Genomic DNA, 19440 nt, shown 5'->3' on the forward strand with positions numbered 1-19440 from the left:
CGCCCTGAGGTTAGCCCATCGTGACCGTTACGCCGCAATACCGTAGAGTCGAAGGTAGCCTGAACAGGAGACTGTGATGCGACCGCCGCTCGACGACACCGCGCTCGATATCGCCTTCCGCGAGGCGCGTACCCACTACGGCTTTCGCGATGTGACGATCGACGAGGCCACCCTGCGCCGCCTCTACGACCTGCTGAAATGGGGGCCGACCTCCATGAACAGCCAGCCGGCCCGCTACGTCTTCGTGACCAGCCTGGCCGGCAAGTCGCGGCTGCTGCCGGCGCTCTCCGAGGGCAACCGGGACAAGGCCCGGGAGGCCGCCGCCACGGTGATCGTGGCCACCGACACCCGCTTCTACGAGCACCTGCCAAGCCAGTTCCCCGACTCGCCCAACGCCCGAGCTCGCTTCGCTGACGACCCTGCCAGGGCCGCCGATACCGCCTGGCGCAACGCTACCCTGCAGGGGGGCTACCTGATCGTGGCCGCGCGCATGCTGGGCCTGGACGTGGGCCCCATGAGCGGCTTCGATCGGTTTATGGTCGACGAGGAGTTCTTCCCCGACGGGCGCTACCAGAGCAACTTCCTGGTCAACCTCGGCGAAGGCGATCCCGCCAGCCTGCGCCCCCGCGGGCCGCGGCTGGCGTTCGACGAGGTGGCCGAGGTGGTGTGAGTCGCAGCGATCAAACGACCCCAGGATATGCGGAGACACGCAATGCCCAGCAAGACACTGCTCAAGCCCCTGATGCTGCTCGGGGCGGCGGGGGTACTGGCCATGTCGGCCAGCGGCGCGGCGGCGACGACCGGTAACAGCGGGCTTTACCTGGGCGGAGGGATGGGAGAGTGGCACGGCGACAGGGCCTTCGACGACACCGCCGACCACTGGAAGCTGGTCGGCGGCTACAGCGTGGGCTGGTTGCCGTTTCTCGACCTGGCCGCGGAACTGGCCTATGTCAGGGGCAGCGCCCTGAGCGGTGAGGTCAACGGCCAGCCGGCGACCCTGAAGGTGGAAAGCGTGGAAGCCGCCGGCCTGGTCGGCTGGAGCCTCGGGCCGCTGGGCCTGTATGCCAAGGTGGGCATGGCCGACTGGAACGCCCAGCAGCGCGGCCCCGGCGTGGATGACGATGACTCGGGCACCGATCCGGTCTACGGCCTGGGCGTTCGGCTTCGGCTGCTCGATATGACCGGGCGCCTGGAAGTCGAGCGCCTCGATGCCCGCCGGATCGGCAATCACGACCGGGTCAGCCTGGGGCTGGTGTACACCTTTTAAGCGGTCTTCCCGGCCCTATGAGGAGCGCTTAGTCGACCAGGGCATTTAGCCGGTCCGGGAAGTCGGTGAAAATGCCGTCAACGCCCCAGTCGAGCAGCTTCTGCATCTCCGCCGGATCGTTGACGGTGTAGACATGCACCAGCAGGTCGTTGGCCTGGGCTTGTTCAATAAAGGCGGCATCGATCACCTGAAGGTCATCCTGATAGGTGAGGTTGGTGCCAATGCCGACTGCATACTCACCCATCGCCTGGAAGTCCGCATCGGTGATCTCGCTCGGCCCCGGCGTGACCCCGGTCCACTCGACCAGCCGTTCGCTGTCGTCCGACTCCGGGTAGTACCACACCAGTTGGACCAGCGGGATATCGGCATTGAGCGCGTGGACTTTCTGCAGGCTCTCCTGGGAGAACGACTGGATGATCACCGAGCCCGACTCGACCAGACCGTGTGCCTCCAGTTCCTCGACCATGGCTTCTTCCAGCCCCGGATAGAGCTCCGGTGACTTGGTTTCGAGGTAGTAGCGCATTTCGGTGCCGAAATGCTCGATCACCTCGCCCAAGGTAAGGATCTCGACGCCGGCGTAGGCCTCGTCGGCGTAGTCGGGGTAGGCGGCGTTGAACCAGCTGCCGGCATCCAGCGCCTTGAGGGATTCCAGGGTGAAATCCCTTAGCTCGCCTTCGCCATCGGTGGTGCGGTCGATCCTTTCATCGTGAAAGGCGACCAGCTCGCCGTCGGCGGTCATCTGGATATCCAGTTCCAGGTAGTCCACGCCCATCTCGTGGGCCAGCTCCAGCGCCGGCAGGGTCTGCTCCGGGGCGTGGCCACTGGCGCCACGGTGAGCGATCACCTGAAAGGCCTGCAGGTCGTCCAACTGCTGCTGCAGCGGGCTGGTATCGGCCGTTGCGGGGGCAATCAGGGTTGCGGTGCCGAGGGCGGCCAGCGCATAGCGAAGCGACAGAGGGCTGATGCGGAACGGCGTCATGGGAATCCTTTAATTGAATGTTCAATTAATAAAAATACAGGCCTTCCCCGGGGGAATGCAAACCACTCCCTGGGGCCACCATCGCCGAGCGTGAGCCGCTGTTGGTCGGCGTGCTGTTCAGCGCCGTGCTTTACGGCGCTTCGTGGCACTGGGCGGCTGGCTGCGCGGGGTGGACCAGGCCGCCCAGCGGCTGGATGCGGAAGCCAGAGTGCCAATGACCTGATACCCGATGATTCCTCCTGTTACTAACAATTACATGAAAATTCTGAACGCGGGCCGGCGGCTATCGTCACAGAGGGCACATGCACACAACGCCCCTAGGTAGGGGTGATTTTTTGGAGGTATTAATGCAACGGATGACTGCCCTGATTTCTGCCGCCCTGCTCAGCGCTGGCCTGATGTCGGCCACCGCCCACGCCCAGCAGGACCCGGCGGCCGCCCCCGAGCAGCCTCAGGCCGCGGCACCGACGATGGATGTTTCCGATGAGCAGCTGCAGCAGTTCGCGGATGCGTCCGAAGACATCGTCGTGATTTCCGAGGAGTACACCGAACGCCTGCATGCCGCCGAGGATGAGGCCGCCCAGCAGGAAGTTCAGATGGAAGCCAACGACAAGATGGTCGAAGCGGTCGAGGAGAGCGGTCTCGATGTGGATACCTTCAATACCATCGGCCAGGCCGTTCAGCAGGACCCCGAGCTGATGCAGCGTGTACAGGAGATGGTCGAGTCCTAAGGCCGGCCGCCACTAGGCTTATTGCAAGCTAGTGGTAACAGTCAGTCTTTTTCATGGTTTTCCCTTGCTCGGTCGGCCAATGCTCTCTTTCCCCTCAGCATGAACCGCCGACCTTGCCCTTCGCCCCCGCACCCGCGGGGGTTTTTTGTAGGCTTCTAGCACGTTGGCGTGAATCAGTTCTGGAGGAGCTGCCCCGTGGGAGGCCGGCTCTGCCGGGCGAATGGAGGCGTGTAGGCGCCAGCCCCGCTATGTCGGTTCGTAGCTGATCATGTCGATATCCGCAGCCTCCTTTCGCAGGGGAAGCAGTTCCTGATAAGCCGCCGAATTGTGCCACTTGATAATGGCTTCGTGGTTGGGGAAGCGTATTACCACTGTATCCGTGTGGTTGTGCTCGCCGCTGAGTATTGCCACTCGTTTGCCTCGGAATATCAACTCAGCTCCCCAGTCTGCGAGGGTTGCCGGTACCCGGTTACGGTACTCCTCCCACTTCTCCTGGTCCTTTACCGTAATGTGGCCAATCGTGTATGCCGCCATGGTTTGCTTTCCTCGGTTATTGGATGCCGCCCTTCGCCATCTTGCCAGCCTTGGCCGGGCAATGCTTTCAGCGCTCATACCCAGTTGATCCATTCCGCCAGGCACTTGCGGTTGGCGATCTCGACCTGCTGGGCCCGCGGCTCGGTCTCGACATGATGGGGATTGATGCCCAGCTCACGCAGTACGTAGAGCACCAGCGGTCCCCGGCATGACAGGGTGAGCTCTCCTTCTTCCATGCCATAGTCCGCCGCGATTAGCGCCTTTTCCTCAGGCGGTAACCGCCTGTCTGGAATCAGGTGCACCTCGGCCCAGGTATGCCAGGCTGAATCCTCGGCGACGCCATGCTCGCCAAGCATCGGTCCATTGGGCTCCGGTAGGCCACGGAAACGGCTGAGTACGAAGTCCCGGTAGCCCCGATGCTTCTCGCAGAAAGCCCGCACGTGCCATCGCCCGGCCGCGAACACCAAGGTATGCGGCACGATGATCCGATCTTCGCCCTCTGGGCTTGTGAAAGAGGCGTAGGTGACTTCCAGGCGCTGCTCGTCGCGGGCGGCCTTGACGACCTCGCGTACCACCTGCGGTGACACCGCGCGGCTCGGCAGTGGCAGCGATTCAGTCGTGGCCGGGCCGATTCCCAGCCCGGTGAAGGGGGAGTCCGGTGCCTGGCCGGAGCCCATCAGATGCAGGTACTCCTCGATCCGGCCGTGGGTGAAGCGCGTGGAGAACCGCGGGGTAGGCAGGAAACCCTTGCGTGACTCGTCATAGGCCAGGTTGGCCGGTGCGAGCTCTCGGTAGCGTCGCAGCACCTTCTGTGCCTGCTGTCGGCCGATGCCGAAAGCCTCGCCGATCTGCGAGGCCACTACCCGGCCCTCCCAAAGCGCCAGGATCTCGATCAGCCGGAAGCGGGCGAGAGTGTCCCAGGGGAGAGCTGACGTTTCGGACATGGGAGGTTCCTTCCTTCCGTGGCTGCTGCTCCAGCATGACGGAAGTCAGGGTCGGGTTGAAGAGTACGGTGGTTGTATGCACAGGGGTGGCGCAGAGGGGGTGGGGGTGCTTGGATAAGAAAGAATTCAAGCAGCCCATGGGGGACAGGGATGTTGTACTTTCTTTACTGGGGTAAGGCCAAGCCCAGCGGCGAGGGTGACCAATGTCATCTACTTCCTTACCACTGCCTCGATGTGGCGGCAGTGGGCTGGCACTTGCTGGCTCCCGAAAGGCCGTTGACTCAGCTGCTGGCAAAGCGTCTCGACATGTCGCCCGAGGTGCTGCGCCGCTTCTTTGTCTTCCTGCTGGGGCTTCACGATCTCGGCAAATTCTCACGCACCTTCCAGGGGTTGGCTCGACCCGAGGAAGTCGAGCTGGTTTCCCCCGTCGAGCGATACGAGTACACCGCGCGCCATGACCGGCTGGGCGCGCTGCTGTGGCAGGAGTGCTGGTTCACCTGGCTGGAAGACCGAGCCTTGCGTTGGCCCGAGGTGTCTCTCGAACGTCCGGAGGTGCGCCAACGCCGTAAAGCCATGCAGGCATTGTTGATTCCCTTCTTTGGCCACCATGGCCAGCCAGTCGAGGCGGAGCAACTCCGGATCGAGCAGTTCTTTGCCAAGGATGCCGATAGTGACGACCAGGAAGCCGCCAAGCAGTTCGTCGAGGAGTGGGCCTATCTTATCGAAGTCGAGTGGCCCACTGAGCAGTTAGTCTCGGGCGACTGGCTGAAGACCTTCCAGGCACTGAGCTGGACCATTGCCGGCTGGGCGACGCTCAGCGACTGGTTGGGTTCGAACCAGAATCATTTCCGCTACTGCCAGAAGGAGATGTCGCTCGCCGAGTATTGGGAGTGCTATGCATTGCCGCGCGCCGAGGCGGCGCTGAGTGATACCGGCTTTGCAAGACTGCCAAAGCCAATTCCCTATTCAGGGCTTTCGTCCTGGTTCGATGGGGAGACTGTAACGCCCACACCCTTGCAGTATGAGGCCGAGACACTGCCAATTCTTGATGGGCCGCAGCTTTTCATCCTTGAAGACATTACGGGGGCTGGCAAGACCGAGGCGGCCTGCATTCTTGCCCAACGACTGCTGGTCGAAGGTCACGGAGAAGGGCTCTACTTCGCCTTACCCACCATGGCGACCTCCAACGCCATGTATGAGCGTCTCGGCTTGTTGCATCGACGTTTCTTCACGGCCGATTCCCATCCCTCCTTCGTACTGGCCCACGGTGCCAGCAGGCTGAACGAATCGTTCTCGCTGGCGATCGACAGGCCTCAGCCGGGTGATCGGGACTACGAGCCCGGCGAAGCCACGGCGACGGCCCATTGCAACCGCTGGCTCGCCGACTCGCGCAAGAAGGCGCTTCTGGCTGAGGTGGGCGTAGGCACCATTGACCAGGCGCTCATGGGGTTATTGCCGTTCCGCCATCAGTCGCTACGCCTCTATGGCTTGGCGCGCAAGGTGTTGATCGTCGATGAGGTGCACGCCTATGACCACTACATGCAGACCCTGCTCAATCAGCTGCTGAGCTATCACGCACGGCAGGGCGGCAGCGCCATCCTGTTGACCGCCACCCTGCCAAACGCAATGCGTGAGTCGCTGGCAACGGCGTGGCGTGCAGGTCTGGACCGGGGGCCTGCCGCCCTTGAATGCAGTCACTTTCCGCTGCTGACGCAGATCGATCAGGGCGCGTCTCGTGAGGTGGCCTTGGGCTCGCGCCCGGAAGTCTCGCGGGAGGTGCGCGTCGACTGGCTGACCCAGGAAGAGCAGGCCATCGAGACCATTCTGGCAGCCGTCGAGGCCGGCGAGTGCGTTGCCTGGGTGCGCAATACCGTAGACGACGCCATCCGTGCCTTCGAGGCGGTGCGTGAGAGGCATCCCGAGCCGGAGCGTTGTCTGCTCTTTCATAGCCGCTTCGCCATGATCGACCGTCAGCGTATCGAGTGCGAGGTGATCGAACGATTGGGGAAGGCATCGACCCCAGAGGCACGTCGAGGTCAGGTGCTGATCAGTACCCAGGTCTTCCAGGAGTCTCTGGACTGTGATGTCGACCTGATGATCAGTGATCTCGCTCCCATCGACCTGCTGATTCAACGCGCCGGGCGTCTCCAGCGCCATGTGCGAGGCCTGCGCCTGCCACCCGTTCTCCATGTACTGGCACCCGAGTGGTCAGACGCGCCGGATGAGAATTGGCTGAAGCGTGCTCTACCCGGAACGAATGCCGTCTATCGGGACACTTCCTTGCTGTGGCTGACCCAGCGAATCCTACGCGAGTTGGGAGGAATCCATATGCCCGAGCAGGCGCGTCTGCTGATTGAAGATGTCTACGGTGAGGTGATTGACCTGGTGCCGGCTGGCTTGCAGGGGGCGCGTTGGGAGCAGAAAGGGATCCAGGGGGTCGCGACCTCGATGGCTAACTTCAATGCCCTGGAGCTGGAGGCCGGCTACGTCTGGGATCGCCACAAGTGGCAGGAGGAGCAGGAGATCGGCACGCGGCTGGTGGATGAGCCGACGGTCAATGTGGCGCTCCTCAAGTGTGATGCTACGGGGGCCTTGGTGTTATGGGCCGAGGGCGGCCGCCATGCCGATATGCTCAGTCAGATCAAGTTGCGCCAGAGTCAGGCAAGCAAGCTGGTTAGCCTTCCAGGTGAGTATCAGACCCAGTGGGAAGTCTTGCAGGAGCGTTACAAGGCGCTGCGCTTTGTTCAGCCTTGGCTGGCGAATGGGGATGCCAACTGGCACTACAACGCTCAACGTGGGCTAGTGGCTGCCGAGGAGAGCCCAGCGTGAGTCCTCAGTCAGCACTCCTCTGGGGCGAAGGTCATGGCTTCTTCGAAGCTGTACAGACACTCTCCAGGGAAGTTGCTTGGTTCCATGTCCGTCTCGATAGCGGCTGCCCGGCGAGCGTCCTCATAGGCCTTCGCCATCAGTTCGGGTATCGCCGCCTTGAGGCTGGGATTGTCTTCCAGCAGCCGCTCCACCTTGGCCTGGGCATCTTCTATGGAGAGGCGCCAGCTGCGCGAGCGGCGCTCCGGCTGGTGATCCCACTTCAGCAGGTGCATGAGGAGTCGAGCCAGCTGGCTGATCAGCGCACGCCGTTCGCTCTTGCCCATGCTCTCGATCTCCTCGGCAACATGTTCGATATCGATCTGGTCGAGCTTGCCGGCACGCAGCAACGCTGCCTGCTCGAGCGCCCATGCATAGGCATCCTGATCGTAGTGTGTCGGCATAAGTCGGCTCCTCGGGTCCCGCCTGCGACGTCTACGGACATGATAGGCCCCGAGTCGTCACCGGGTCACGAGGAAAGCCCCGCCAAGGCGGGGAACATAGCACTCATCGAATACATAAACGGTTCAACCCCGAACGGACAGGGAAGGTGCTGTTCGGGGATTATGGTCTACAGTCAATGGATCGTCACTGAATAGATAAATTTATTGGAGTCGACATGAACCTCCTACTGGATGCCTGGCTGCCCCTTCGAGCCAGGGATGGAAACATTGCGTACCGCCCACCTTCTTCCGTCGCCGACCCCAATATCGTCGAGCTCGCGCTGCCTCGGGCGGATTTCCAGGGGGCTGCTTACCAGTGGCTGATTGGCTTGTTGCAGACCGCCTTGCCACCCGAGGATCACGACGACTGGCTGGATCGCCTTGCCGAGCCGCCGAGTATTGAGGAGCTGGACGCCGCCTTTGCGCCGTTAGCTGCTGCCTTCGAACTGGATGGCGATGGTCCGCGCTTTATGCAGGACCGGGATCCGCTGGAGGATGCCAAGCCAACTTCCGTTTCGGGACTCCTGATCGATTCCCCCGGCGCCAACGGCCTCAAGCTGAATACCGATCATTTCGTTAAACGGGGGCGGGTCGAGACAGTCTGCCCCGACTGTGCGGCGCTGGCACTGTTTACCATGCAGATCAATGCCCCATCCGGGGGGGCTGGTTATCGTGTGGGGCTGCGGGGCGGTGGCCCGCTTACGACCCTGGTCTTGCCGGATGATGAGGAGGCCAGCCTCTGGCAGCGGCTATGGCTGAACGTGATGCCGAGCAAATCCCTTGCGCGGCAGGGCAAGGTCGAAGCGCCGCGTCCGGAGGACGACACCCTCTTCCCCTGGATGGGACCAACTCGGCTCAGCGACAAGAAGGGCGCCGTTGTCGTCCCGGATAGCATGCATGCACTGCATGCCTACTGGGCCATGCCGCGGCGTTTTCGCCTGCTCTTCGAGGACGCCCCCTGTCGGTGCGATCTCTGTGGGCGAGAAGCTACCCGGTCCGTAGCCGAGATTCGCGCCAAGAACTATGGCGCCAACTACGAGGGTCCTTGGCAGCATCCGCTTACCCCCTATCGCCGTGATCCCAAGAAGCCCAGTGAACCGCCGCTTTCCACCAAGGGGCAGCCAGGTGGCTTGGGGTATCGGCACTGGTCGAACCTAGTGCTCAATGATGTCGATAACAGCGGCGCCCTGCCGGCGGCGGTGGTGCATGACTACCTGTATGGCAAGGTGCCGGCCAATCGGCAGGCGCGACGCGAAGGTGAGGCATTCGAGCCGCTGCTCCAGCATGCGAGGCTCTGGGCCTTCGGTTACGACATGGACAATATGAAGCCCCGCGGCTGGTATGGCGTGGAGATGCCGCTGGTGGCGGTGCCGCCTGAACAGCAGGAAGTGCTCAGATCATGGGTTCAGGATGTGACCGAACTGGCTCGCCAAGTGGCGTGGATGGTGCGAAACCAGATCAAGGTCGCTTGGTTCTCGCGCCCTGCCGATGCCAAGGGGGATATGAGCCCCATCGATACCCAATTCTATGAGGCAACACAGGCCGGATTCTTCCATGCCCTGTTTGGCATGCAGCAGGCGCTGCTCGATGGCGAGAGCACCCATATGCCGACAGATATCGCCAAAGGCTGGTATCGCGGACTCCGACAGGAAGCCCTGCGGTTGTTCGATGCGCAGGCCCTGAGCGGCCCCGTGGCCGAGCTCGATATGAAACGCATTACCGGGGCCCGTCGCAATCTGCAGGCCTGGCTCTCGGGGCGCAGCAAGGGCAGCAAGGTCATCACCCAGTTCGCCAAGAAAGGAGGGTTCGCGATAGCGGCTAGCAAGGAAAGCACCACAACTGAGGAGGTCGCGCCATGAGCGAGACAGCAGAACCACAGGCGGAGAAAGAGACGCCTGTGGTGACCGAGTACCTACGAGCCGTCAGGCCAGAAGAAGCCTTTGCCGTGCGTTGCTGGTGGCAGCGGCTGACCTTGCCTGCCGAGGAACTGAAAGCCTTTACCTCGGCACCTCCTTGGCCGAAGGGAGTGCGGGCCATGCTGCGGCGCAGTGAAACGCCGGAGGCCGCCATGCTGAGCGAGGCCTTTCGCCACCTCTGGCACTCGGTGGAGAAGGTGGAGGGCAGCTGGATGGGGCAGCGAGATATCCGGCTTCAGGCCTGGGCTTGCATCGCGCTGGTACTGGCCGAGGTGACGGCGGAACGCCCCAATGTCAGCCTGGGTAGCCAACTAGGCAAACAGAAGAAGGACACCGGCAAGCCCCACATGAGCGAGCTGCGCTTCCAGCAGCTGTTGACTTGCCAGACACCGGAAGAACTGGTGCAGCGGCTGCGGCGCGCCTTGGCGCTGATCGACAAGCGGGATGTGAGCGTTGTCCATCTGGCCGACAATATCGCGCTCTGGTGGCGTGAGTCGCAGGGTGACATGGCACCCCAGCCATCCGGTCGACTCGGCTTCCTATGGGCCAATGATTATTTCGAGGCGCTGTCCCGCTATCAGCGCGGCAGCGACTGATCGAGCCTTCACCATTTACGACAGGGAATTAAACTCATGAGCCACTTCATTCAACTGCATCTGCTGACCTCTTATCCACCGGCCAACCTCAACCGCGATGACCTGGGGCGGCCAAAAACCGCGATCATGGGCGGTGCCAAGCGCCTACGTGTCTCCTCCCAGAGTCTCAAGCGCACCTGGCGTACCTCGGCCTTGTTCGAGGAGGCATTGGGTCAGCACCGCGGCCAGCGTACCAAGCGCGTGGGGCTCGAGGCCGAGAAGCGTCTGCTGGAAAAAGGTGTGAAGGAGAAAGAGGCTCGGGCCTGGGCCACGGAGATCGCCAAGGTATTTGGTGATGTCGCCAAGGGTGAGTTGGCGACCAGTCAACTGGTGCATATCGGCCCCGAAGAGCAAACGGCGGTGGATGCTCTCGTCGAGACGCTGGCCGCCGAGAATCGGGCTCCCGAGAAGGCCGACCTGGAGCTTCTGCGCCATAAGCCAGCCGCCGCGGATATCGCCCTGTTCGGTCGCATGCTGGCAGCGGTGCCGGAATACAACGTCGAGGCGGCCTGTCAGGTCGCGCATGCCATCACCGTTCATGCGGCAGAGGTGGAGGATGACTATTTCACCGCCGTGGATGACCTCAATACCGGTGATGAGCATCGGGGGGCGGCCCATGTCGGTGAGGCCGGCTTCGCGGCGGGGTTGTTCTATAGCTACATCTGCATCGATCGACAGCAATTGATCGATAACCTTAACGGCGATGCCGAGCTGGCCGAGCGTGCCATTGCCGCCCTGGTGGAAGCCGCTGTGCGGACTTCGCCAAAGGGCAAGCAGAACAGCTTTGGCTCCCGCGCCCATGCCAGCTATGTGCTGGCCGAGAAGGGCGACCAGCAGCCCCGCTCGCTGTCGGTGGCTTTCCTGCGACCGGTGGTCGGTCAGGATCAGGCCGGTGAGGCTATCGATCAGCTTGAGGCACAGGTGAACGCCTTCGACGGGGCCTATGGAGCGGGAGCCGATCGCCGCTATATCGTCTCCGCCATGCCTGGTTACCAGGGCCCCAAGTTCGAGGGCGAGGTCGTCACGGGCAACCTCGATGGCCTGATCGAGTTTCTCAAAGCCGATTGGTAAGGAGTCGTCATGACGGAATATCTGGTCTTTCGACTCTATGCCCCACTCGCCAGTTGGGGCGAAGCGGCGGTGGGCGAGTCTCGGCCGACCGCCACCTACCCCGGGCGTGGCGCGATCCTGGGCCTGCTCGGTGCCGCCCTGGGCATCAAGCGGGAGGACGATGCCGGCCAACGGGCCTTGGCTGATAGTGTGCTTATTGCCGTCAAGCAGCGCTCTCCCGGTACCCTGCTGCGTGACTACCACACCGCCCAGGTGCCGAGTGATCGTAAGGGCGTGACCTATCGCACGCGACGCGATGAATTGCATGCCCCACAGAAGGTGATCAATACCATCCTTTCCAGCCGTGACTACCGCTGCGACGGTCTCTGGAGCGTTGCGGTATGGCTCTCCGAGGGTTCCGTCTACACGTTAGAGTCACTCGAGGCAGCGCTGCAGCGACCTCACTACTCGCTCTACCTGGGACGCAAGTCATGCCCCTTGGCGGCACCGTTGGCGCCTCGACGAGTCGAGGTCGCGCACCTTCGCGAAGCCCTCGATAGCGAGTTCGAAGCGTTGATCCCTGGTGAGGGGAAGGCCCTGCGACTGACTGGAGAGACGCTGTACTGCTGGGAGGGGGGAGCCGCACTACTGGATGGCGACAAGCACGATGTGGAGTCCAGCGAAGTGTGGGATCGGCCGCTCAATCGGCGTCGCTGGCAGTTCGGGCCACGCACCGAGTTCCGGCGCTTCGTGCCGGCAGAGGAGGGGCACTAATGTTTCTTTCACGCGTTCGCGTCGATCTCAACGGCCTCTCCCGCGAAGCCCTTTTCGACGTTATGCAGGGTGGGGCCTATGGCGCTCACCAGCTGCTGTGGCAGGCCTTCCCGGGCCACCAGGGAGCCCGACCTTTCCTGTTTCGTCAGGAGATGGAAGAGGAGACCGAGCAGAGCAAGACCCCCAAGGGGCTGCCGCTCTTCTATGTACTCTCCGATCGGGAGCCTACTGCCATCGCGGGCCTGCTCGATGTGCAGTGCAAACCCTTTGCGCCGACGCTGCGGGAAGGCGAGCAACTGGCATTCCGGCTGCGCGCCAACCCGACGGTGGCACGGCGAGTAGAGGGGGCCAAGCACTCGCCCCGCAGCGATGTGCTAATGGCCGCGAAGAAACCCTTTCCACCCGGTCAGCGTACTGGCACGGAATGCGTCCAGGCGATGGATCAGGCGGCGCGAGACTGGCTGCGGACGAGGGCGGAAGCGCTGGGCTTTCGGCTACTGGTGGATCCGGAGGTCGGGGCCTATCGTCAACATGCTCTGCACAAACCCGGGCGGCGTGATGCCATCCAATATTCCAGTGTTGACTATGAGGGCTTGTTGGAGGTTACCGATCCCGGCCGCCTGATCGAGGCCTTGGCCCAGGGTGTTGGGCGTGCCAAGGCCTTTGGCTGCGGGCTGATGCTGATTCGCCGGCCATAGCGACACTTCAAAGGCAGGGAGGCCAGTATGGGCTTTATTCCACTCAAGCCGATTCCCATGAAGGACCGTATGTCGATGATCTTCGTCGGCATGGGACAGATTGATGTGCGAGACGGCGCCTTTGTGGTGATCGACGAGGTCAATGGCGAGCGCATGCACATCCCGGTGGGCTCTGTCGCCTGCCTATTGTTGGAGCCGGGTACGCGAGTTTCCCACGCCGCTGTCAAGCTGGCGGCGACCGTGGGTACCCTGCTGATCTGGGTTGGTGATGCCGGCGTGAGGCTCTATAGCGCCGGTCAACCTGGTGGGGCGCGGTCCGACAAGCTGCTTTATCAAGCACAGCTGGCGCTGGACGACTCGCTACGCTTGAAGGTCGTCCGTAAGATGTTCGAGCTGCGCTTTGGTGAGCCGCCGCCATCTCGTCGCAGCGTCGAACAACTCCGTGGGATGGAGGGCGCCAGGGTACGCAAGACCTATCAGTTGATCGCCAAGCAATATGGCGTCAAATGGTCGGGGCGCCGCTACGACCCAACCCAGTGGGATGCCTCCGACGTTTCCAACCAGTGCCTTTCCGCCGCCACCGCTTGTCTCTATGGCATCAGTGAAGCTGCCATCCTGGCGGCGGGTTATGCTCCTGCCATCGGTTTTCTGCATACCGGTAAGCCGAAAAGCTTTGTCTACGATATCGCCGATATCGTGAAGTTTGAAACGGTTGTTCCTGCAGCATTTCGTGTCGCGGCACGCAACCCGCCCATGCCGGAGCGCGAAGTCCGCATCGCCTGTCGTGATGCCTTCAAACAGGCCAAGATACTGCAGCGGTTGATCCCCATGATCGAAGAGGTCCTGGCGGCCGGGGAGATCGAGCCGCCTCCCCCCGCCCCGGAAGCCGTACCGCCGGCGATTCCCGAACCACCCTCGATCGGTGATGCCGGTCACAGGAGTGGATGATGGCCATGATCGTGGTAGTGACCGAAGCGGTTCCGCCCCGCCTGAGGGGGCGACTTGCCGTCTGGCTACTGGAGATACGTGCCGGGGTCTACGTCGGTGATGTCAGCAAGCGTATCCGGGAAATGATCTGGGAGCAGATCAGTGCCCTGGCTGAGGATGGCAATGTCGCCATGGCCTGGGCCAGCAACCATGAGTCCGGTTTCGAATTCCAGACTTACGGCACCAATCGTCGCGAGCCTTGGGACCATGATGGCTTGCGTTTGGTGCGCTTTCTGCCAGTTGAGACTAAGTGATTGATAATTTTGGATCTTTAAAAATTTAGTCTGTACAAAAAATAGGCAAAATCGCTGGTGGAATTTCTGCCGGCGGTTTTCCTTTTGTAGATCAAGTGTCTACAATTAGTCCGGTCCCCGCAGGCGCGGGGCTCAACCGTCGCTGAAGTTTTCGGCGAAGAAACTGATTGACCGGTCCCCGCAGGCGCGGGGCTCAACCGACCGTCATTGGCACAACATGTTGTGCCATGGGCCGGTCCCCGCAGGCGCGGGGCTCAACCGCCCTGGGACCGCGACCCGCAACGGCTGCGAGCCCGGTCCCCGCAGGCGCGGGGCTCAACCGATACAGCCACTGGATAGCGAGCCACATGTCGTCCGGTCCCCGCAGGCGCGGGGCTCAACCGTGGGGTGTCCGCTGAGATATAGCTCTTACGGACCGGTCCCCGCAGGCGCGGGGCTCAACCGAAACTTACACTTAGGAACCTTACGCTTGCTCGCCGGTCCCCGCAGGCGCGGGGCTCAACCGATCGTTGTCGATGCTGCCAATGGTCCCTACGCCCGGTCCCCGCAGGCGCGGGGCTCAACCGGTGGAGAGATCCACGCGGTGGCTGGGCTTGAACCGGTCCCCGCAGGCGCGGGGCTCAACCGCTATCTATGGGTTATGCAGGCACTGTCCAGTCCCGGTCCCCGCAGGCGCGGGGCTCAACCGAGCTACGGCGATCTGTCGTTGATCAACCTCTACCGGTCCCCGCAGGCGCGGGGCTCAACCGATGGGTGGCGCCGACGAGGCCGAGCTGGCGCGCCGGTCCCCGCAGGCGCGGGGCTCAACCGGCACTTCCGACGATGGTCAGTCGATCCATGCCCCGGTCCCCGCAGGCGCGGGGCTCAACCGGGTTGACCGGGGGTGGGTCGAGACTTGACCGGCCGGTCCCCGCAGGCGCGGGGCTCAACCGGTCACGCCCTGACGAGGTTCCTGTGAAGAACACCGGTCCCCGCAGGCGCGGGGCTCAACCGACGGTGACACGTTTGTCAGATATTTTTGCAGCCCGGTCCCCGCAGGCGCGGGGCTCAACCGTCGTCACGCCGGCTTTGCTGGTACCGGGCGGCCCGGTCCCCGCAGGCGCGGGGCTCAACCGACTGCACGACGGACGGCGCCGATTCGGACGCCCCGGTCCCCGCAGGCGCGGGGCTCAACCGCCGAATATCCGCCGTATGGTGAAACACCTTGTCCGGTCCCCGCAGGCGCGGGGCTCAACCGCGATTTGGCAATGGCGAAGCGGGGTGGATAATCCGGTCCCCGCAGGCGCGGGGCTCAACCGCCCCAAGGCGCGCCATCGGACACGCTGCGCACCCGGTCCCCGCAGGCGCGGGGCTCAACCGTTACCAAGGTGGAGGCGCGACGCACTTGGGAACCGGTCCCCGCAGGCGCGGGGCTCAACCGTCTTTCATCAGTCGTCCCCTAGACGAATGTCGCCGGTCCCCGCAGGCGCGGGGCTCAACCGCAATTCGATACTGTTTGCCTCGACTCGGGTACCCGGTCCCCGCAGGCGCGGGGCTCAACCGTTATTGGTGATTGTTTGTGTGGGCATTGTTTGCCGGTCCCCGCAGGCGCGGGGCTCAACCGCGCTTGGTGCAGTGCGCCCGCCCTGTCACGGTCCGGTCCCCGCAGGCGCGGGGCTCAACCGCCGCAGAGTTTGACGAGGCTGTCACACGCGCTCCGGTCCCCGCAGGCGCGGGGCTCAACCGCTGAAGGCGTGCCCACAGCCGCCCTGGGCGATCCGGTCCCCGCAGGCGCGGGGCTCAACCGATATGCTCACAACAGGCTTCGATCATCCGCCCCCGGTCCCCGCAGGCGCGGGGCTCAACCGTTATCGACGTGGCTAACGCGGAGTCGAGCGAACCGGTCCCCGCAGGCGCGGGGCTCAACCGAATCCATCTTACATAGTTAACGCCGTTAAGCGCCGGTCCCCGCAGGCGCGGGGCTCAACCGCCGCCGAGGTTGCGCCGCTGGCCGTGCTGGAACCGGTCCCCGCAGGCGCGGGGCTCAACCGCGTGAATCCCATGCCGCCGCCATGGAGGCGGCCCGGTCCCCGCAGGCGCGGGGCTCAACCGGCGTAGGGGTGCGTTATTCCCGCCACGCTAGGCCGGTCCCCGCAGGCGCGGGGCTCAACCGGCATGGCTGCGCAGCGGCAACACGCGCCAGCCCCGGTCCCCGCAGGCGCGGGGCTCAACCGGTCGCCGGCTACCGCTTCGAGACGCTGGACGGCCGGTCCCCGCAGGCGCGGGGCTCAACCGAAAGGAGAGTGACCATGCAGACCCGTATCGAGCCGGTCCCCGCAGGCGCGGGGCTCAACCGGCGGTCATCAAGCGCGGCGACACGTTTTAACCCCGGTCCCCGCAGGCGCGGGGCTCAACCGCGATCCTCGTTGACCGACGCGAACAGGGCGGTCCGGTCCCCGCAGGCGCGGGGCTCAACCGGAGTCTTACCCATGATGAACGCTACCGGCAAACCGGTCCCCGCAGGCGCGGGGCTCAACCGCGCCCAGGTCGATGATGGCCTGGGCTCGGGTCCCGGTCCCCGCAGGCGCGGGGCTCAACCGCTGATGCGGTCCGGCACGTCGACCACTGCGCCCCGGTCCCCGCAGGCGCGGGGCTCAACCGCAAGCTGTGGGCCGAAGGCCCGGTGCACACCCCCGGTCCCCGCAGGCGCGGGGCTCAACCGGGCATTCGCAATGCCGGCAGTAGCGACAGTAGCCCGGTCCCCGCAGGCGCGGGGCTCAACCGACTGCCAGGAACGGGCAGCGGCTCCCCGGCTGCCGGTCCCCGCAGGCGCGGGGCTCAACCGCCCTGTCCGCCAAGTACGCAGAGAAGGCCGCCCCGGTCCCCGCAGGCGCGGGGCTCAACCGGCCGACAGTGCCGTGCAACCCGACACCCTGGACCGGTCCCCGCAGGCGCGGGGCTCAACCGCCGAGATCGACGCCACGCCCTGGATCATCACCCCGGTCCCCGCAGGCGCGGGGCTCAACCGAGCGACGACGGCGGCAGTATCGACGTGCAGGCCCGGTCCCCGCAGGCGCGGGGCTCAACCGACCCCATGACCACCCTCACCTACTGCCCCCACCCGGTCCCCGCAGGCGCGGGGCTCAACCGCTGCCCGACGGCATCTACTACGACCACCGGGGCCGGTCCCCGCAGGCGCGGGGCTCAACCGGACCCGCGTTTTTTTTCGTCGCGCTCCGTGCCCCGGTCCCCGCAGGCGCGGGGCTCAACCGGCATGGTGGGTGCTCTGGACCTGACTGGAAACCCGGTCCCCGCAGGCGCGGGGCTCAACCATATGGTCAGTTTCGTTGAGTCGCGGGATAGGCCCGGTCCCCGCAGGCGCGGGGCTCAACCGTAATTGCGATAGGCCTCGCGCTGATCCGGGCGCCGGTCCCCGCAGGCGCGGGGCTCAACCGTGCTCATGCCGCCACCTCACGTGAAACGTCTGCCGGTCCCCGCAGGCGCGGGGCTCAACCGTGATAATGAAAACCCGCAAGTCGCCTGATGATCCGGTCCCCGCAGGCGCGGGGCTCAACCGCCGCAGTGGGGCGACGCCACCATCCAGGCTCTCCGGTCCCCGCAGGCGCGGGGCTCAACCGCACCAGCAGGCCGAAGCCCCACACCCCGCCGCCCGGTCCCCGCAGGCGCGGGGCTCAACCGGCCGAATGGAAGCAACATCGCGAATCCGCTCGCCGGTCCCCGCAGGCGCGGGGCTCAACCGCAGGAATGTCAGCAGGCTTACATGGCTAGGCACCGGTCCCCGCAGGCGCGGGGCTCAACCGGTCACAGCTGTTCTGGTAGATGCTATTGACCACCGGTCCCCGCAGGCGCGGGGCTCAACCGTCGGCTCGTCTCGGCTACACCAAGATGTTGTTCCGGTCCCCGCAGGCGCGGGGCTCAACCGACCCGCCGGGCGGCGGGTCAGTCGTTGTCGTCCCGGTCCCCGCAGGCGCGGGGCTCAACCGCCGCCTTTCGAGTTTGAGCCTGGAGACTGCGACCGGTCCCCGCAGGCGCGGGGCTCAACCGAACATGTACCTATTCCGCCTGCACGACCAGGCCCGGTCCCCGCAGGCGCGGGGCTCAACCGGCGGACAGCTCGTCGTAGATCACCGCATCGACCCGGTCCCCGCAGGCGCGGGGCTCAACCGGCCGTCATTGGCACAACATGTTGTGCCTAGTCCCGGTCCCCGCAGGCGCGGGGCTCAACCGCGCCACCGGCTGGCGCTGACGCTCGATCAACTCCGGTCCCCGCAGGCGCGGGGCTCAACCGACGCCGCCAGCGCAGACGACTACGCGATGGTCCCGGTCCCCGCAGGCGCGGGGCTCAACCGTTCGGTGAAGTGCGTGATTCTGACGCCAACGGCCGGTCCCCGCAGGCGCGGGGCTCAACCGATCGAGCGCGGGCGCCGCGTCTACCGCTGGGACCGGTCCCCGCAGGCGCGGGGCTCAACCGCCCCGCCCGTAGACGGGGAATGCAGGGAACTGCCGGTCCCCGCAGGCGCGGGGCTCAACCGGCCTACCACACCGGCTGGACCCGCCAGCTGCTCCGGTCCCCGCAGGCGCGGGGCTCAACCGGTGTGCGTTCGGCGCGCTCTACGCTTCGCCTGCCGGTCCCCGCAGGCGCGGGGCTCAACCGCGATCCTCGGTGAGGAGGTCATCGGCACCCCCCCGGTCCCCGCAGGCGCGGGGCTCAACCGCGCCAGGTGATCACCGCCGGCAGGCGCTCGGCCCGGTCCCCGCAGGCGCGGGGCTCAACCGCTGGCACTAAACTCTGTTTACGGTGATAGTAACCGGTCCCCGCAGGCGCGGGGCTCAACCGCAGCGCCGTAACAACCTGGACGAGGAGCAGATCCGGTCCCCGCAGGCGCGGGGCTCAACCGAGCTACCGGGCCACGGCCCACCACGGCAGCGCCCGGTCCCCGCAGGCGCGGGGCTCAACCGGCGAAGACTGACCAGCCCGTGATCGACTATCACCGGTCCCCGCAGGCGCGGGGCTCAACCGCTGGAGGCCGACAACGCCTACGGCGGCATGACCCGGTCCCCGCAGGCGCGGGGCTCAACCGAACTGCTCGACGGCCTGCGCGACAGGCCCCACCCGGTCCCCGCAGGCGCGGGGCTCAACCGCTCCTCCAGCTGGCCAACGGCTCGATCTACGACCGGTCCCCGCAGGCGCGGGGCTCAACCGGCTTCGAGCTGGCGGGCCTCGCTGTGGCGCATCCGATCCCCGCAGGCGCGGGGCTCAACCGCTGGATCAGTTGGATGTCGAGCACCTTGCCGATCGATCCCCGCAGGCGCGGGGCTCAACCGATTTACCCCCACCCGGAATACCCGTAATCAGACCGATC

The 19440-nt window shown here is 64.8% G+C and carries 15 protein-coding genes and 1 CRISPR repeat array; of the genes, 11 read left to right on the top strand and 4 right to left on the bottom strand.

The window, feature by feature from the left end:
- Nucleotides 1-76: 76 nt before the first annotated feature.
- Nucleotides 77-670, top strand: a complete 594-nt coding sequence (locus HOP52_RS13885; protein ID WP_238977993.1) for a malonic semialdehyde reductase — start codon at nucleotides 77-79, stop codon at nucleotides 668-670.
- Nucleotides 671-712: 42 nt separating this feature from the next.
- Entirely contained in the window at nucleotides 713-1267 is a 555-nt protein-coding gene (locus tag HOP52_RS13890) for a porin family protein (protein ID WP_238977994.1), read from the top strand.
- A 28-nt stretch (nucleotides 1268-1295) separates the two neighbouring features.
- On the opposite strand, the gene HOP52_RS13895 is transcribed toward HOP52_RS13890, so the two are convergent.
- The gene (locus tag HOP52_RS13895) at nucleotides 1296-2246 is read right to left on the bottom strand and encodes a glycerophosphodiester phosphodiesterase (RefSeq protein WP_238977995.1); all 951 of its coding nucleotides are present in this window, start codon (nucleotides 2244-2246) and stop codon (nucleotides 1296-1298) included.
- Between the two features lie 347 nt (nucleotides 2247-2593).
- Between HOP52_RS13895 and HOP52_RS13900 the strand changes: the two genes are divergently transcribed.
- Nucleotides 2594-2977 carry a DUF4168 domain-containing protein gene (locus HOP52_RS13900; protein ID WP_238977996.1) on the top strand — a complete coding sequence of 128 codons (384 nt, stop codon included), beginning with the start codon at nucleotides 2594-2596 and terminating at the stop codon, nucleotides 2975-2977.
- Nucleotides 2978-3223: 246 nt separating this feature from the next.
- Here the strand turns inward: HOP52_RS13900 and HOP52_RS13905 are convergent, their stop codons facing one another.
- A complete protein-coding gene (locus HOP52_RS13905; protein ID WP_238977997.1) occupies nucleotides 3224-3511 on the bottom strand; it encodes a DUF1330 domain-containing protein in 288 nt (95 codons plus the stop codon).
- A gap of 74 nt (nucleotides 3512-3585) precedes the next feature.
- Nucleotides 3586-4455, bottom strand: coding sequence for a BrxR family helix-turn-helix transcriptional regulator (locus HOP52_RS13910; RefSeq protein ID WP_238977998.1), 870 nt, complete (start codon nucleotides 4453-4455; stop codon nucleotides 3586-3588).
- Nucleotides 4456-4605: 150 nt separating this feature from the next.
- On the opposite strand from HOP52_RS13910, the gene cas3 reads away from it, so the two are divergent.
- A complete protein-coding gene (cas3, locus tag HOP52_RS13915; RefSeq protein WP_238977999.1) occupies nucleotides 4606-7284 on the top strand; it encodes a CRISPR-associated helicase Cas3' in 2679 nt (892 codons plus the stop codon).
- An 8-nt stretch (nucleotides 7285-7292) separates the two neighbouring features.
- Here the strand turns inward: cas3 and HOP52_RS13920 are convergent, their stop codons facing one another.
- Nucleotides 7293-7724 carry a DUF29 domain-containing protein gene (locus HOP52_RS13920; RefSeq protein ID WP_238978000.1) on the bottom strand — a complete coding sequence of 144 codons (432 nt, stop codon included), beginning with the start codon at nucleotides 7722-7724 and terminating at the stop codon, nucleotides 7293-7295.
- A gap of 215 nt (nucleotides 7725-7939) precedes the next feature.
- On the opposite strand from HOP52_RS13920, the gene casA reads away from it, so the two are divergent.
- From casA to cas2e, 7 genes are read left to right on the top strand one after another with little or no spacing between them, the layout of a single operon-like run.
- Nucleotides 7940-9622: a type I-E CRISPR-associated protein Cse1/CasA gene (gene casA / locus HOP52_RS13925; RefSeq protein WP_238978001.1), complete on the top strand. Its 1683-nt coding sequence runs from the start codon at nucleotides 7940-7942 to the stop codon at nucleotides 9620-9622.
- Nucleotides 9619-10275, top strand: a complete 657-nt coding sequence (casB, locus tag HOP52_RS13930) for a type I-E CRISPR-associated protein Cse2/CasB (RefSeq protein WP_238978002.1) — start codon at nucleotides 9619-9621, stop codon at nucleotides 10273-10275. Before casA ends, casB begins: the two co-directional genes overlap by 4 nt.
- A 36-nt stretch (nucleotides 10276-10311) precedes the next feature.
- A complete protein-coding gene (gene cas7e / locus HOP52_RS13935; RefSeq protein ID WP_238978003.1) occupies nucleotides 10312-11385 on the top strand; it encodes a type I-E CRISPR-associated protein Cas7/Cse4/CasC in 1074 nt (357 codons plus the stop codon).
- A gap of 9 nt (nucleotides 11386-11394) precedes the next feature.
- On the top strand, nucleotides 11395-12138 hold the full coding sequence (cas5e, locus tag HOP52_RS13940) for a type I-E CRISPR-associated protein Cas5/CasD (RefSeq protein ID WP_238978004.1): 744 nt from the start codon (nucleotides 11395-11397) through the stop codon (nucleotides 12136-12138).
- Nucleotides 12138-12836, top strand: a complete 699-nt coding sequence (cas6e, locus tag HOP52_RS13945; RefSeq protein WP_238978005.1) for a type I-E CRISPR-associated protein Cas6/Cse3/CasE — start codon at nucleotides 12138-12140, stop codon at nucleotides 12834-12836. The genes cas5e and cas6e overlap by 1 nt, the downstream gene beginning before the upstream one ends.
- A 27-nt stretch (nucleotides 12837-12863) precedes the next feature.
- Nucleotides 12864-13784, top strand: coding sequence for a type I-E CRISPR-associated endonuclease Cas1e (gene cas1e / locus HOP52_RS13950; protein WP_238978006.1), 921 nt, complete (start codon nucleotides 12864-12866; stop codon nucleotides 13782-13784).
- Nucleotides 13784-14077 (top strand): type I-E CRISPR-associated endoribonuclease Cas2e, encoded by a 294-nt coding sequence (gene cas2e, locus HOP52_RS13955; RefSeq protein WP_238978007.1) that lies wholly within the window; start codon nucleotides 13784-13786, stop codon nucleotides 14075-14077. The genes cas1e and cas2e overlap by 1 nt, the downstream gene beginning before the upstream one ends.
- A gap of 110 nt (nucleotides 14078-14187) precedes the next feature.
- Nucleotides 14188-19402: direct repeats of the CRISPR family, unit length 29 nt; unit sequence CCGGTCCCCGCAGGCGCGGGGCTCAACCG.
- The last annotated feature ends 38 nt before the right edge of the window (nucleotides 19403-19440 follow it).

It is taken from the genome of Billgrantia campisalis, assembly GCF_022341425.1.
GTDB lineage: Bacteria > Pseudomonadota > Gammaproteobacteria > Pseudomonadales > Halomonadaceae > Halomonas > Halomonas campisalis.

Bases quoted from the DNA above. Each gene is read 5' to 3' on its own strand.
- HOP52_RS13905 (WP_238977997.1), bottom strand. From the start codon at position 3,511: ATGGCGGCATACACGATTGGCCACATTACGGTAAAGGACCAGGAGAAG.
- cas2e (WP_238978007.1), top strand. From the start codon at position 13,784: ATGGCCATGATCGTGGTAGTGACCGAAGCGGTTCCGCCCCGCCTGAGG.
- cas1e (WP_238978006.1), top strand. From the start codon at position 12,864: ATGGGCTTTATTCCACTCAAGCCGATTCCCATGAAGGACCGTATGTCG.
- cas5e (WP_238978004.1), top strand. From the start codon at position 11,395: ATGACGGAATATCTGGTCTTTCGACTCTATGCCCCACTCGCCAGTTGG.
- cas6e (WP_238978005.1), top strand. From the start codon at position 12,138: ATGTTTCTTTCACGCGTTCGCGTCGATCTCAACGGCCTCTCCCGCGAA.
- cas7e (WP_238978003.1), top strand. From the start codon at position 10,312: ATGAGCCACTTCATTCAACTGCATCTGCTGACCTCTTATCCACCGGCC.
- HOP52_RS13920 (WP_238978000.1), bottom strand. From the start codon at position 7,724: ATGCCGACACACTACGATCAGGATGCCTATGCATGGGCGCTCGAGCAG.
- HOP52_RS13885 (WP_238977993.1), top strand. From the start codon at position 77: ATGCGACCGCCGCTCGACGACACCGCGCTCGATATCGCCTTCCGCGAG.
- cas3 (WP_238977999.1), top strand. From the start codon at position 4,606: ATGTTGTACTTTCTTTACTGGGGTAAGGCCAAGCCCAGCGGCGAGGGT.
- casB (WP_238978002.1), top strand. From the start codon at position 9,619: ATGAGCGAGACAGCAGAACCACAGGCGGAGAAAGAGACGCCTGTGGTG.
- HOP52_RS13900 (WP_238977996.1), top strand. From the start codon at position 2,594: ATGCAACGGATGACTGCCCTGATTTCTGCCGCCCTGCTCAGCGCTGGC.
- HOP52_RS13910 (WP_238977998.1), bottom strand. From the start codon at position 4,455: ATGTCCGAAACGTCAGCTCTCCCCTGGGACACTCTCGCCCGCTTCCGG.
- HOP52_RS13895 (WP_238977995.1), bottom strand. From the start codon at position 2,246: ATGACGCCGTTCCGCATCAGCCCTCTGTCGCTTCGCTATGCGCTGGCC.
- HOP52_RS13890 (WP_238977994.1), top strand. From the start codon at position 713: ATGCCCAGCAAGACACTGCTCAAGCCCCTGATGCTGCTCGGGGCGGCG.
- casA (WP_238978001.1), top strand. From the start codon at position 7,940: ATGAACCTCCTACTGGATGCCTGGCTGCCCCTTCGAGCCAGGGATGGA.